Here is a 13,715-nt window from a genome sequence, read left to right as displayed (position 1 = left end):
GCGGGTGATGTCGCTCTCCTCGACCGGCGATCGCGCGTGAGCGGCTCCGCCAAGGGTTATCACGGAGGGGGAAGGGGGTGCGGCACGGTGCGAGCGATCAGCGGACTCCGGCGCTGGCGGCACAACCCGCTGCGCCGGGCGACCGACCTGGCCGAGGCGTGGGTGGCGTTCTCCGCGCTGCTGCTCGTCCTCGTCCTGGCCCCGGTCGCGGGCCTGGTGGCCGGCGGTCTCGCGCAGGACACCCTCCAGCAGTCGGTGCGCGAACAGCGCGCCGCCCGCCACCTGGTGACGGCCACCGTCGCCGGGAACCTGGGCGCCTCACCGCTCACTGCCGACCCGGAGACCGCGGCCACCGGCCGCGAGGTGCGCACCCGCGTCCTGGCCGACTGGACCGCACCGGACGGCACCCCGCGCCACGGGCCGGTCACCACCCGGATCGACGACCCCGAGCCCGGTGACCGCTTCACGATCTGGACGGACCGTCAGGGACGTGTGGCGACCCGCCCGCTGGACTCCGCGACGGCCACCACCCATGCCGTACTGGCCGGGTTCGGCGCGGCCCTGCTGGCCGGCTGCGCGGTGGAGTGCGCCCGCAGACTGATCGTCTGGCGCATGGTCCTGCGCCGGTACGCCCGTTGGGACCAGGCGTGGGACCGGGCCGGACCGGACTGGGGCCGGACCGGGACCGGCAGCTGACCGCCTTCCGCCTCTGGTCATCCCCAGTCCTGCGCGCACGCTACGGTGGACCGGCCGAGTCCTCGGCGACGACCCGCGCCGGCCGGCCGCCGGAGTGGCCGACGCGCCCCGAAGGCGAACGAGCCAGCAGTACGACTGAGGTGGGGGCACAGCAACACCATGGCACAGGGCACGGTCCAGGTGACGCACTCCGGCACATCGCGGTGGCGGCGCCGCACGGGTGAGTACGCGTCGCTCGCCGCGGCGCTCCAGGCCGCGGCCGACGGTGACGTCCTCACCATCGCGCCCGGTACGTACCGGGAGAACCTCGTCGTCCAGCGGCCCGTGACCCTGCGCGGTCCCGAGGGCGCCCCCGGCTCGGTGCGCATCGCGCCGCCGGACGGGGTTCCGCTCACCGTGCGGGCCTCGGCGGTCGTCCAGGACCTGCTCGTGGAGGGTCAGGACGCCGCGGCCCCGGCCCTGCTCGTCGAGGAGGGCACGCCGGAGCTGACCGACATCCGGGTCGTCACGCGCTCCGCCGCCGGCATAGAGGTGCGGGGCGGAGCCCGGCCCACGGTGCGGCGATGCACGGTCGACAACCCGGCGGGCATCGGCATCGCCGTGGTGGACGGCGGCGGCGGGGTGTTCGAGGAGTGCGAGATCGTCTCGGCGGGCCAGTCCGGTGTGGCGGTGCGCGGCGGCGCGCACCCCCGTCTCGAACGCTGCCGCGTGCACCACACCTCCGGCTCCGGACTCGCCGCGACCGGTGAGAACTCCGCGCTGGAGGCGGTGGGTTGCGAGATCTACGAGGTCCGGGGCAGCGGTGTGCAGATCACCGGCCGGGCCACCGCCCACCTCACCGACTGCGATGTGCACCGCACCACGGGCGACGGGGTCACGCTCGACACGGACGCCGTGCTGACCCTCGCCGACTGCCGGATCCACGACATCCCGGAGAACGCGGTCGACCTGCGGTCCCGTTCGGTGCTGACGCTGACCCGCACCACCGTCCGGCAGTTCGGGCGCAACGGCCTGTCGGTGTGGGACCCCGGCACCCGGGTGGACGCCAACCAGTGCGAGATCTTCGACAGCACCGGCGACTACCCGGCGGTCTGGGTCAGCGACGGCGCCACCGCCGTACTGGACTCCTGCCGGGTGCACGACGTGCCCGACGCCCTGTTCGTACTGGACCGCGGCTCCCGGGCGGACGTCGTCGACAGTGATCTGACGCAGGTGCGCAACACCGCCGTGTCGGTCAGCGACGGCGCCACCGCCCAGCTCGACGACTGCCGGATCCGGGACGCGGCGACCGGCGCCTGGTTCCGCGACCACGGCAGCGGCGGCACCCTCGCCCACTGCACGCTGAACGGGGTGCAGACGGGCGTGATCGTCACCAAGGGCGCCGACCCCACGCTGGAGCGGTGCACGGTCGAGTCCCCGGCCGAGGCCGGGTTCTACGTGTCGGCGGGCGGCCGGGGCAGCTTCGTCGACTGCCGGGTCACGGGCAGCGCGGGCTACGGCTTCCACGTCATAGACGGCTGCCGGACGACACTGCGCAAGTGCCGCACCGAGCGGTGCGCGCGCGGCGGTTACGAGTTCGCCGACGGCGGCCCCGACGCGGGTTCCGGATCCGGCCCCGTCGTGGAGGACTGCACCAGCGACGAGAGCGGCGGCCTGAGCCGCACCACCCTGCCCCCGGAGCCGGCCGTGCAGACGGCGGGTCAGTCGCCCGGCCTGCTCGGCGCGATCCCCGCCCGGCGCGCCGCGGAACCGGAGCCCGCCGCCGCGCCCGAGGTCCCGGACCGGCCCGCCCGGACCTCCAAGGCCGTGCTGGGGGAACTGGACGCGCTCGTGGGGCTGGACAGCGTCAAGCGCGAGGTGCGGGCGCTGACCGACATGATCGAGGTGGGGCGGCGCCGCCAGGAGGCCGGCCTCAAGGCCGCCTCCGTCCGGCGGCACCTGGTCTTCACCGGCTCCCCCGGCACGGGCAAGACCACGGTCGCCCGGCTCTACGGCGAGATCCTCGCCTCGCTCGGTGTGCTGGAGAAGGGGCATCTCGTCGAGGTGTCCCGGGTGGACCTGGTCGGCGAGCACATCGGTTCCACCGCCATCCGCACCCAGGAGGCGTTCGACCGGGCGCGCGGCGGTGTGCTGTTCATCGACGAGGCGTACGCGCTCTCGCCGGAGGACTCCGGCCGGGACTTCGGCAAGGAGGCCATCGACACGCTGGTGAAGCTGATGGAGGACCACCGGGAGGCCGTGGTGGTGATCGTGGCGGGCTACACGGCCGAGATGGAACGGTTCCTTTCCGTCAACCCCGGTGTGGCGTCCCGCTTCTCGCGGACCATCACCTTCTGCGACTACGACGCCGATGAGCTGCTGAGGATCGTGCAGCAGCAGGCGGAGGAGCACGAGTACCGGCTGGCACCCGGCACCGAGGAGGCGCTGGTGACGTACTTCGACGCGCTTGACAAGGGGCCCGCCTTCGGCAACGGGCGTACCGCGCGGCAGACGTTCGAGGCGATGGTGGAGCGGCACGCGGGCCGGGTCGCCCAGCTCGCGGAGCCCAGCACGGACGATCTGACCCTGCTCTACCCGGAGGACCTGCCCGAGCCGTCCTGACTCCGCGGGGCGGGCAGTCCCGCCCCGAGCCGGGCCAGCAGCCGCGCGCGTTCCTCGGCGAAGGCCGGGTCGTCCTGGTAGTCGGAGTGGCCGAGGATCGGCGCGGGCAGCGGCTGAAGTGCGGTGCGTCCGCGGGCTCGCGGATCCTTCAGCGCGTCCCGGTCCACCTCGGGGCCGCACTCCCCCGGCAGCCGGACCGGGCCGCCGATCGGGTCGGTGGGCCGGTGCAGGTTGCGCCAGCAGTCCACGTCGTGGTGGAGGGCGCTCAGCGCGTCCGGGCCGAAGTGGGCGGGGAACCAGCGGCCGTAGAGGCGCTCCAGGGGGGAGCCGTAGGTCAGCAGCGCGACCCGGTTGCGGACGGACGGCTGCAACTGCCAGGCGGCGGCCGCGGCGAGGACGCTGCCCTGCGAGTGCCCGGAGAGCACCAGCCGGCCGCCGGTGGCCTGCGTCCAGGTGGCCATGCGCCAGGTCAGGTCGGGCACCGCGCGCTCGGCGTAGCAGGGTGGGGCGAAGGGGTGGGCGGCGCGGGGCCAGAAGGTGCCGACGTCCCACAGGATGCCGATGGTGCGGCGCGCGGAGGGGTCCTTGTAGGCGCGTCTGCCCCAGGTGACGAACAGTATGAAACCGAGGCCGATCAGCCAGGACCCGAGGGCCTGAGCGGACTCGGCGACGCCCCGCACGAAGCCCGGCGCCCCTTCGCCCGCCTCGGCCGGTGTCCGGTCGGTGCCGAGGGCGCCCACGAGGGCTCCGGCGCCGAGGAACAGCGTCGCGGCGGAGACGACGCCGACGAGGAGGGGGCCGCGGTCGGTGAGGCCGGCCATCGCGCGGGCGCGGGCGATCCGGCGGCTGCGGGCGCCGTCCGCGGGTTCGCCCCGGTACTCGCGGTCCACCGCGGCCCGTTCGGCGCGGGCCAGCAGCCAGGTGCGCCGGGCGAGGACGGCGCAGAGCAGGAGTACGAGCACGAGCAGCGGCGGGATCACGGACGCCTGCCAGGTGAGCAGGGCGGGCGGGCCGGGGAGGGAGGCGCGGGTGCCGTCCAGCCAGTCGGCGACGCGTTGGGCGAGGCCGCCGGACATCACTCCGCCGAGCGCGCAGGCCAGCATCGTCACCGCGGGTCCGCCGAGGCCGCGCAGGGCGGCCCGGGGATCGGGGTGTGCGCGGTGCAGGAGGTGCGCGATCACTCCGAGGGCGATGACGAGCAGGCCCTGGACCAGGGCGAGCGCGCCGAAGGCGGCATCGCCGGGGAGCCGTCCGCTCGACACCCAGGGGCGCTGCCAGGCGCCGTGCACGAGGACCGCGGCCAGCAGCAGGAGGCAGGCGAGCGGCAGCCGTCGGACGAGGCGGTCGTCCCGTGCCCGGTCGGGGCGGTGCTCGCTGCGGCCCCGGCGGCAGACCACCCACACCACCACGGCGGCCGCGGCGAGCAGGGACGCCTCCAGCAGGCGGGCCACCGCGTCGAGGGCGGCGGGGCCGCCCGGACGGTGGTCGAAGCGGGCCGCCGGGAGGCCGACCGCGGCGGCCACGGTCAGCAGTCCGGCCGCGGTGTGCGCGGCGCGCAGCCGGGCCACCAGGCGGCGGCCGTACCAGAATCCGGGGCGGGCGAGCGCGGTGCGGTCGGTCTCCTCCTCGGGGCGCCACTCGCGGCTCAGCGGCTCCTGGGACTCGTAGGCGCTCCAGGTGCGGTGGGAGAGGTACCAGAGCAGGCCGGTGAGGGCGAGGGGGATCAGCGCGGCGAGGGCGAGCCGGCGGCCGGGCAGGCTCCACCAGCCGCTGTCGGACGCGCCGGGCGCCAGGAAGCCCAGCCAGGTGTGGCGCTCGGCGCAGGCCCGGGTGCCGGCGCACTGCCAGGCGGCCAGGTCCAGGGCCACCTCGCAGGCCGCGGCGACGAGCAGGACCGTCAGGGAGAGCGCGGCGAGCCGGACGAGCAGGCCGTAGAGGCGGACCGTGCGGACCCGGCCGTGGGCGCCGGGGCGCATCCAGTGGGCGAGGTTGACCACCATGAACGGCAGCAGCAACAGCCACAGCGCGCGGGCGCCGTTGCCGGAGGTGAGGTTGCACCACACGTACGCCTCCGGGACCGGGCGGTCCCGGTAGTCCCCGGGCCGGGACTCGGCGTCGACGTCGTCGGCGCGCCGGAAGACGGCGGCCACGTCGTCGCCGGTGATCCGCTGGGTGCGGGGGTCCCCGAGCATGTCCTGGGGCGTGGCGCCGCCCACGCCGTGCACCAGGAGTTCCAGGGCGATGTCCGCTTCCTCCGGCCGCGGCGCTGCGGCCGGGGCACGGTCCGGCGCGTGCTCCACTGATTGGCACTTCCCCATGACGAGCCGTCGGTCTGCGTGCGTGCGTGCGTGCGTGCGTGCAACAGGATCTCCGCCGCCGGGGCGGTCCGCACCCCTCGTCACGGAATCTCCCCGATCCGGGTGACACGGAGGTGACCGAGGGGGTGCGGGTGACATGCGCGCGTCGGGCCGGCCGGTGGCGCGTGGTCGGCCCCGACGTGCAAGGATGGGACGTCCGTGCACCCAGATCCGGGAGAACGTCCTCGGCGGAGTGGTCCGCGCGGCGGGCGAGCGGGCCGAGCGGCGAAAGGAACCGGAGCGTACGTGAGTGAGAATCAGAACCTCCTCGCGGAGCAGCGCCGCGCCCTGATCCTGGACGAGGTCCGCCGCCGCGGCGGGGTCAGGGTCAACGAGCTCACCCGCAAGCTCGGCGTGTCGGACATGACCGTGCGCCGCGATCTCGACGCGCTGGCCCGGCAGGGCGTGCTGGAGAAGGTGCACGGCGGGGCCGTCCCGCTGGTCGAGGCGAGCACCCACGAGCCGGGCTTCGAGGCGAAGTCGGGGCTGGAGCTGACGGCCAAGGAGGACATCGCGCGGGCCGCGGCCGAGCTGGTGGCCCCGGGGGCGGCGATCGCGCTCTCCGGCGGCACGACGACGTACGCGCTGGCGCACCAGCTGGTGGACGTGCCCGATCTGACCGTGGTCACCAACTCGGTGCGGGTGGCCGATGTCTTCCACGTGGCGCAGCGGACCGCTGGGCCGCGTCAGGGCGCGGCCACGGTCGTGCTGACCGGCGGGGTGCGCACCCCCTCGGACTCGCTCGTGGGCCCGGTCGCCGACCAGGCCATCGCGGCCCTGCACTTCGATGTGCTGTTCCTCGGTGTGCACGGGATATCGGTGGAGGCTGGCCTGTCGACGCCGAATCTGGCCGAGGCCGAGACCAACCGTCGGCTGGTGCAGTCGGCACGCCGGGTCGTGGTGGTCGCCGACCACACCAAGTGGGGTGTGGTGGGCCTGAGTTCGTTCGCCGGCCTGCATCAGGTGGACACGCTGGTGACGGACCGCGGTCTCGCCACCGAGGCCCGCTCCGAGATCTCCGAGCGGCTGCGACGGTTGGTCGTGGCGGGCGAGACCGAGCAGCCCGCAGACATCTGACGCACCGTCAATTAGGCTGATCCCTCAGGCCGTTCACGAAGGGGGATGCCATGCTCCGCCGACTGCGGCCGGAGGGGCTCGACTTCGTCGGGACCGCTCCGGTGCGCCTGGTCTTCACCCGTGGGATCTCCGCGCCGCCCGAGGCCGTCTTCCACTCCCTCGCCTCGGACGTGCCCGGCTGGGCGCGGTGGTTCCCGGCCGTGACGCGCGCCGAACCCGTCGCGGACGGACGGCGGATCACCTTGCGCGGGGGCGTGCGCTTCGAGGAGACCGTCCTCACGGCGGACGCTCCGCGCGTGTACGCCTACCGCGTCGACGCGACCAACGCGCCGGGCCTGCGCGCCTTGGTCGAGGAGTGGCGCCTGGAGCCCGCCGGAGCCGGCACACGGGTGCGGTGGACGTTCGCGGCGGACGGCCCGGCGCCCCTGCGGCTGCTGCTCGGGGCGGCGCGGCCCGGTCTGGGCCGGTCGTTCCGCGGCGCGGTGGTCTCGCTGGACCGCCGGCTGGCGGCGCGCTGAGTCAGGCCGGCCACACGCCCGTCTCCAGCAGCGACCCGATGGCCTCGCTGTACGGCTGGATGTCCAGGCCCTGTTCGGCGAGCCAGGCGTCGGAGTAGTACTTGTCGAGGTACCGGTCGCCGGGATCGCACAGCAGGGTCACCACGCTGCCCCGCCGCCCCTCGGCCACCATCTCGGCGACGATCTTCAGCGCGCTCCACAGCCCGGTGCCGGTGGAGCCGCCCGCCTTGCGGCCGATGGCCGTCTCCAGCGCCCGCACGGCGGCGATGCTCGCCGCGTCCGGCACCTTCATCATGCGGTCGATCGCGCCGGGCACGAAGCTCGGTTCCATCCGCGGCCGGCCGATGCCCTCGATACGGGAGCCGCAATCGCAGGTGACGTCCGGATCGCCGGTGGTCCAGCCCTCGAAGAAGCAGGAGTTCTCCGGATCGGCGACACAGATGCGGGTGTCGTACTGCATGTAGTGGACGTAGCGGGCGATCGTGGCCGAGGTGCCGCCGGTGCCGGCCGTGGCGACGATCCACGCGGGCTCGGGGAAGCGCTCCAACTCCAGCTGGCGGAACATGGATTCGGCGATGTTGTTGTTCCCGCGCCAGTCCGTGGCCCGTTCCGCGTAGGTGAACTGGTCCATGTAGTGGCCGCCGGTCTCCGCCGCGAGGCGGGCGGACTCCTCGTACATCGTGCGCGGGTCGTCCACGAAGTGGCAGCGCCCGCCGTGGAACTCGATGAGCCGGCACTTCTCGGCGCTCGTCGTGCGCGGCATGACGGCGATGAAGGGCACGCCGATCAGCTTGGCGAAGTAGGCCTCGGAGACCGCCGTCGAACCGCTGGACGCCTCGATCACCGGGCGGTCCGGCCGGATCCAGCCATTGCACAGGCCGTAGAGGAAGAGGGAGCGGGCCAGACGGTGCTTGAGGCTTCCCGTCGGGTGGGTCGACTCGTCCTTGAGGTAGAGGTCGATGCCCCACTTCTCCGGCAGCGGGAAGCGGAGCAGATGCGTGTCGGCCGAGCGGTTGGCGTCGGCCTGGACCTTGCGGACGGCCTCTTTCAGCCAGGTTCGATAGGCGGCGTCGGTGTGGTCCACATCGAGGGTCGCGCCGGTCCTGGTCTGCTGGGGGGTGCTCACGACGGGCTCCTAACGCTTCGCGCCGACGACGCCTCGCGCGGCCGACGCCCCGATCATAGACACCTTCCGCACGCTTCTCACCTGCATAAACACACCTTTGAGCGCCCCAAAGGCCACCCTGGGGAACCGATTGGCGTGACCGTGCGGGGGCGCATTCGGGCGAGTGCTCCGGCCCCGCGCGTCCACCTCGACGTACGCACTGGTGCCCGGCGCCGGGTGCGGGCAGACTGCACCGAGGGCGCACACTGGATCACGAGAACCAGCCGGACACGGCCCTGGGCCGGGGGTCCGGGACGACACGCGCGAGGGGGCGGGGCGACATGGCGGAGCCGGAGTTCACAGCCACGGGCGTACGGATCGGGAAGCGACTGCGTTCGCTCACCCGGGCCGGACAGGTCCGTATCAGCGGTGGCCGGCTGGAGTTGCTCACCAGCTACGGCAGCGAGATCGACAGCGCGCCGGTGCAGGCGGTCCGGGCCTCGAAGCCCTGGTTCGCCGCGGACGACCGGGCGTTGGCGGACCTCAACGGCAACCGGTACCTGCTGACGCTGGGCGACCACGACCCCGCGCCGGGCGAGCCCGGACCGCCCGCGGCGCGGCGGTTCATAGAGGCGGTACGGAAGGCGGCGGGTCGTCACCGCTGACGCACGGCGAGTTGCGGTGACGCACCCCCTGGGTCACGCTGGTCTCACGTCACTCAGGGTTTACCGGCGATAACGCTGCGAACCAGCCCGCCGGCCACGACAGCAGGCGGCCATCAGCACCCGGCACCCTGCTCGATCGATCCGAATCCCGTGTTCTTCCGGACCTCACGTCGGGGAGTCGCAGCCGTGATCAGTCACCCAAGCAGGCACTGCACGGTGGAGCTGCAAGCCCTGCCGTCGCGGATCGGCCAGGTCCGCAGAATCGTATCTGCGCAGTTGCGCTACTGGCATCTCGATCCCTTGATAGACCGGGCGGCGCTCGGTGTGACCGAGTTGTTGACCAACGTCCACCAGCATGCCCAGCCCGACAAGACGTGCACCGTGGAGATCGAGCTGCTGCTCGACCGGCTGACGGTCTCCGTGCACGACCACGACCCGCGTCTGCCGGTCGTGGCGGACATCGAGGCCGTCGCGCCGCTCGCCACCTGCGGGCGGGGCCTGGCGATGGTGGCCGCGTTCAGCGAGAGCTGGGGCGTGCGACCGGACGGCGAGTCGGGCAAGGTCGTGTGGTTCACGCTGCCCACGACGGTGGCCGCGCGCACGGTCACGGCGCGTCCGCCGCGGCGGATCGTGCTGGACAAACACCTGTTTCCCGATATCGGCTCGCGCGTCGACCTGCGCGAACCCGAACACGCCCCCGCCCGGTCGGCCGTTGTCGGCTGACCGGGCGGTGACGCCCGGTACGAGGCGCCTCAGGCCCCCGGCACGCACTCCTCGCGCGCCGAGGGCCTGAGGCGCCCGGAGGACCTGAGGGCGGATCGGTCACGCCCCGCCGCTCCGCCCCGCGCGGCCGAACTGCTCGCACAGGACGGAGAGACGGCGCCAGTACGGCTCATCTCCCGTGTCGGTCCGAACGGTCCCGCCGGTCCTGTCGTCGACCGGTCCGGCGGCCCCGACTCCGAGCCTCGCCCCGGGACGGGGCCGGGCGCGTCGTACGGGCAGCGGCCGTGCGCGTACCGCCCGGGGAGCAGCCGGGGCGCCGGTACCTGCTCCCGGGCGCGCGGCCCGGCTCACCCGTTCGGCGGTACGGCCGGACGCGTGGCCGTGACGATCCAGACCGATCCGGGGATGCGGACACCCTCCGCGGTCTCGAACTCCTTCAGCGCGTCGCCCACTTCACCGCGGAGGCGGGTGACGGTCGCGGGGTCGGCGTCGCGCAGATTGTGGCGGGTCGGGCCCATGGAGAACAGGAAGTCGACGGCTTCGCCCACGTCGGCGCCGAAGGTCATGGGCGCCTCGAACGGCAGCACCTCGATGTCGGCGAAACCGCCGGCGGAGAGCGCCCGGCGGATGCCCGCGGGATCGAGGAGCGACCCCATCCCCCGGGAGGCGGGGGACGGCTCGCGCAGGAACGGCGCGAGTGCCGCGGTGGCGCGGGCGTAGTCGCCGTCGGGGCCGGCCGGCCCCGGACCGAGGAACGCCAGGCGGCCCCCGGGCACGAGCGCGCCCCGGAGACGGGTGAAGGCCGCCGCGTGGTCGGCGAAGAACATGAAGCCGCCGCGGCTGATCAGGACGTCGAACCCCCGCCCGGGAAAGCGGTGCACCTGCGCGTCGCCCTGCTCGAAGCGGACGTTGCGGACACCGTCCGCGGCCGCGTCGCGCCTGGCCCGTTCCAGCATCGGCGCGGACAGGTCGATGCCCACGACGTCCCCGTCGTACGCCCGCTCCGCGGCGAGGAGCGTCGTCCGGCCGGTGCCGCAGCCGACGTCGAGGACCCGGTCCGCGGGCGCGATGCCGGCGGCGTCGAACAGACGGGCGTTGAACGCGCCCATCATCCCGTTGTAGCGCTCGGGGTGCTCGGCCCAGTGGACGCCCTCCCAGTCGTTCCACGCCTCTGCCTGCTGACGGTTGGCGATCGTGTGCACGGCATGCCTCCATGACGCCGACGACAACTAGAGTTCACTTCTAGAGTTCAACTCTAGATATAAGCTCCAGTCATGCGTGAGGGCAAGGGAAAACAGGGGAGCAAAGCTCAGGAGACCCGGCGGCGGATCATCGAGGCGGCGGCCTCGCTCTTCGTCGAGCAGGGCTACGGGGCCACCAAGCTCCAGGAGATCGCCGACCGGGCGGGCGTGGCGGTGCAGACGATCTACTTCGTCTTCCGCAACAAGCCCTCACTGCTCAAGGAACTCGTCGACGTCGCGATCGCGGGCGACGACGACCCGGTGCCCACGATGGAGCGGCCCTGGTTCGAGGAGGTCCTGAGCGCGCCCACCGCGGAGGCCGCGCTGGCCGCGCTGGTCTCCGGCACCCGGGCGACACTCGAACGCGTCGCGGCCATCAGCGAGATGGTCCGCGCCGCGGCGGCGTCCGATCCGGAACTACGGGAGCTGTGGCCGGAGGAGGCGGACCCCCGGTACACGGTGATCTCCACGGCGGTGAAGTCCTTCACGGGGAAACCGGGCGCGCGCCCGGACGTCCCGGACGAGGAGGCGGCGGACATCGTCTACGCCGTCCTCAGCCCGGAACTCTTCCTGGTCCTCACCCGCGACCGCGCCTGGCCGGCGGCCCGGTGGGAGCGATGGGCGTACGGCACCCTCGGCGCCCAGCTGCTGACCGGCGGAGCGGCACGGCCCTGAGGGCCGCGCGGGCGGCCCGGTCCTCGGGCCTGTCCCGTCAGGCGTGGCTCAGGACGCCGAGCGGGTCGTCCAGTACGGGCTGCCAGGCCAGTTCGGCGGCGCCGACGAGGCTGTTGTGGTCGAGGGTGCAGGCGAGGATCGGGACACTGCCGCTCTGCCCCCACAGGCTGCGGTCGGCGACCACCGCGCGCAGCCTGCCCGGATCCGCGTCGAGGAGGGTCCGGTGGAGGCCGCCGAGGATGATCCGGTCCGGGTTGAGGATGTTCACCAGCCCGGCGAGTCCGAGGCCGAGACGGTCGATCAGCTGCTCGGTGGCCCGGCGCACGCCCGGGGCGTCGTAGTGCTGCCGGATCAGTTCGTCGGCCTGCCGCAGCAGCGACATCTCCGGACCCGGCTCGCGGCCGGCGGCGGTGAGCAGGGCCAGCGGGTCGGCCTCGACGTCGAGGCAGCCACGTCCGCCGCAGTGGCAGGGGCGGCCCTCGGGGTTGACGGTGAGGTGGCCGACCTCCAGCGCCAGCCCCGAACTCCCGGTGTGCAGGCGCCCGTCGAGCACCAGCGCGCCGCCGACCCCGCGGTGCCCGGTGGCCACGCACAGCAGGTCCCGGGCGCCGCGCCCGGCGCCGTGCCGGTGCTCGGCGAGGGCGGCGAGGTTGACGTCGTTGCCCGCGAAGGCCGGCCCGGTCAGGCCCGCCTCCCGGACGCACTCGGCGAAGATCCGGCGCACCGGCGCGCCCACGGCCCAGGCCAGGTGCAGCGGGTTCAGGGCGAGCCCGTCGGGTTCGGCGACCGCGGACGGCACCGCGAGCCCGGCGCCCACACAGCGCCGTCCGGTGGCGCGCAGCAGCTCCGTGCCCGCCTCCACGACGGAGCCGAGGACCTTCGCCGGGTCGGCGTCGACGGTCTCGCAGCCCGGTGCGGTGGCGACGATCCGCCCGCCGAGGCCCACCAGCGCGGCCCGGAACCCGTCGGCGTGCACCTGGGCGGCGAGGACGACCGGTCCGTCCTCGGCGACCTCCAGCCGGTGCGAGGGGCGGCCCTGGGACCCGGCCGCCGCACCGGGCCGGGCGTCGACGCGGATCAGTCCGAGCGCCTCCAGTTCGGCGGCGACCGCGCCCGCCGTGGCCCGGGTGACGCCGAGTTCGGCGGTGAGTACGGCCCGGGTGGGGGCGCGTCCGGTGTGCACGAGCTCCAGGGCGGGCCCGAGCGCACCGCGTCCCCGGTCCAGACGCGTCCTGGAGGTGGTCCCTTCCCCCGCCGGCCGGGGGTCCGCCTTGCCGCTCATGAGGGCGAGTCTCCCATGATCCGCAGGTGCGGGGTGCCTACCGGCCGCTCACTCTGAGCGTGACGTTCAACCTCCCGGCCAGCCCCAACTCGGCCGGGGCGGTGCCCGGGTACACCTTGGGCACCCCGTGATACGCGAGCCGGGAGGGACCTCCGAAGACGAAGAGGTCGCCGCTGCGCAGCTCCACGTCGGTGTAGGGGCGGGCCCGTGTCGCGGGGTTGCCGAAGCGGAAGACGCAGCTGTCGCCCAGGCTCAGGGAGACCACGGGCGCGTCCGCTTCCTCGTCGCTGTCGCGGTGCATGCCCATGCGGGCGTCACCGTCATAGAAGTTGATCAACGCGATGTCGTAGGGCGGCGCTCCGGTGCCGAGCGTGTCCCGGACGGCCTGCCGGCCCAGCTCTCCGAGCCAGTCCGGGAACGGCTTCACGGGGGCGCCGTCGCCGTCCACGACCGTGCGGGCGTAGCCGTAGGGGTACCAGTGCCAGCCGAGGCAGACCTGTCGCGCGGTCATCGTGCCGCCGCCGGGCGTACGGACGGTACGCAGTCCGGCGGGCGGGCGTGCCCAGGCGCGGCACGCTTCGAGCAGGTCCCGCTGCCGCTCGGCGCCGAGCCAGTCCGGCAGGTGCACCGCGCCCGGTGCGATCGTGGCGCGGGACCTGGGGAACAGCTCGGCGTCCATCCCTCCATCCTGCCCTGAGCTGCGGCTCGGGCCGGTCCGGTGCCCGCGGCGCGGGCGGGAATTTGACGACAGGGCCTAGCCTTGACGCACGATGAA

12 protein-coding genes are annotated in these 13,715 nt (G+C 74.0%); 7 read left to right on the top strand and 5 right to left on the bottom strand.

The window, feature by feature from the left end; all coding sequences use genetic code 11:
- The first annotated feature begins 87 nt into the window (after nucleotides 1-87).
- Together AB0E07_RS36365 and AB0E07_RS36360 are read left to right on the top strand one after the other, a co-directional pair.
- Complete coding sequence (locus AB0E07_RS36365; protein WP_362261654.1) at nucleotides 88-696, top strand: hypothetical protein; 609 nt, start codon at nucleotides 88-90, stop codon at nucleotides 694-696.
- Between the two features lie 159 nt (nucleotides 697-855).
- Nucleotides 856-3,297 (top strand): right-handed parallel beta-helix repeat-containing protein, encoded by a 2,442-nt coding sequence (locus tag AB0E07_RS36360; protein WP_362261651.1) that lies wholly within the window; start codon nucleotides 856-858, stop codon nucleotides 3,295-3,297.
- Here AB0E07_RS36360 and AB0E07_RS36355 read toward each other — a convergent pair.
- Nucleotides 3,267-5,615 carry a hypothetical protein gene (locus tag AB0E07_RS36355; RefSeq protein WP_362261649.1) on the bottom strand — a complete coding sequence of 783 codons (2,349 nt, stop codon included), beginning with the start codon at nucleotides 5,613-5,615 and terminating at the stop codon, nucleotides 3,267-3,269. The genes AB0E07_RS36360 and AB0E07_RS36355 overlap by 31 nt on opposite strands.
- Nucleotides 5,616-5,900: 285 nt before the next feature.
- On the opposite strand from AB0E07_RS36355, the gene AB0E07_RS36350 reads away from it, so the two are divergent.
- Nucleotides 5,901-6,731 carry a DeoR/GlpR family DNA-binding transcription regulator gene (locus tag AB0E07_RS36350; RefSeq protein ID WP_362261646.1) on the top strand — a complete coding sequence of 277 codons (831 nt, stop codon included), beginning with the start codon at nucleotides 5,901-5,903 and terminating at the stop codon, nucleotides 6,729-6,731.
- A 50-nt stretch (nucleotides 6,732-6,781) separates the two neighbouring features.
- Nucleotides 6,782-7,249 (top strand): SRPBCC family protein, encoded by a 468-nt coding sequence (locus tag AB0E07_RS36345; protein ID WP_362261644.1) that lies wholly within the window; start codon nucleotides 6,782-6,784, stop codon nucleotides 7,247-7,249.
- 1 nt (nucleotide 7,250) lies between these two features.
- On the opposite strand, the gene AB0E07_RS36340 is transcribed toward AB0E07_RS36345, so the two are convergent.
- Complete coding sequence (locus AB0E07_RS36340) at nucleotides 7,251-8,375, bottom strand: PLP-dependent cysteine synthase family protein (protein WP_362261642.1); 1,125 nt, start codon at nucleotides 8,373-8,375, stop codon at nucleotides 7,251-7,253.
- A gap of 320 nt (nucleotides 8,376-8,695) precedes the next feature.
- Here AB0E07_RS36340 and AB0E07_RS36335 point away from each other — a divergent pair, with 320 nt between their 5' ends.
- Together AB0E07_RS36335 and AB0E07_RS36330 are read left to right on the top strand one after the other, a co-directional pair.
- Nucleotides 8,696-9,019: a hypothetical protein gene (locus tag AB0E07_RS36335; RefSeq protein ID WP_362261640.1), complete on the top strand. Its 324-nt coding sequence runs from the start codon at nucleotides 8,696-8,698 to the stop codon at nucleotides 9,017-9,019.
- Between the two features lie 186 nt (nucleotides 9,020-9,205).
- Complete coding sequence (locus tag AB0E07_RS36330) at nucleotides 9,206-9,742, top strand: ATP-binding protein (protein WP_362261637.1); 537 nt, start codon at nucleotides 9,206-9,208, stop codon at nucleotides 9,740-9,742.
- A 347-nt stretch (nucleotides 9,743-10,089) separates the two neighbouring features.
- Here AB0E07_RS36330 and AB0E07_RS36325 read toward each other — a convergent pair whose 3' ends face one another.
- Complete coding sequence (locus AB0E07_RS36325) at nucleotides 10,090-10,944, bottom strand: class I SAM-dependent methyltransferase (protein WP_362261635.1); 855 nt, start codon at nucleotides 10,942-10,944, stop codon at nucleotides 10,090-10,092.
- A 72-nt stretch (nucleotides 10,945-11,016) separates the two neighbouring features.
- On the opposite strand from AB0E07_RS36325, the gene AB0E07_RS36320 reads away from it, so the two are divergent.
- The gene (locus tag AB0E07_RS36320) at nucleotides 11,017-11,658 is read left to right on the top strand and encodes a helix-turn-helix domain-containing protein (protein ID WP_362261632.1); all 642 of its coding nucleotides are present in this window, start codon (nucleotides 11,017-11,019) and stop codon (nucleotides 11,656-11,658) included.
- 37 nt (nucleotides 11,659-11,695) lie between these two features.
- On the opposite strand, the gene AB0E07_RS36315 is transcribed toward AB0E07_RS36320, so the two are convergent.
- Complete coding sequence (locus tag AB0E07_RS36315; protein ID WP_362261629.1) at nucleotides 11,696-12,940, bottom strand: ROK family protein; 1,245 nt, start codon at nucleotides 12,938-12,940, stop codon at nucleotides 11,696-11,698.
- A 37-nt stretch (nucleotides 12,941-12,977) separates the two neighbouring features.
- On the bottom strand, nucleotides 12,978-13,619 hold the full coding sequence (locus AB0E07_RS36310) for an alpha-ketoglutarate-dependent dioxygenase AlkB (RefSeq protein WP_362261627.1): 642 nt from the start codon (nucleotides 13,617-13,619) through the stop codon (nucleotides 12,978-12,980).
- Nucleotides 13,620-13,715 lie beyond the last annotated feature (96 nt).

Origin of the sequence: Streptomyces sp. NPDC048002 (genome assembly GCF_040653275.1) — a bacterium.
Classification (GTDB): domain Bacteria; phylum Actinomycetota; class Actinomycetes; order Streptomycetales; family Streptomycetaceae; genus Streptomyces.
Note: the sequence above shows the minus strand (reverse complement) of the source record. Positions and strands in the feature narration are given on the sequence as shown.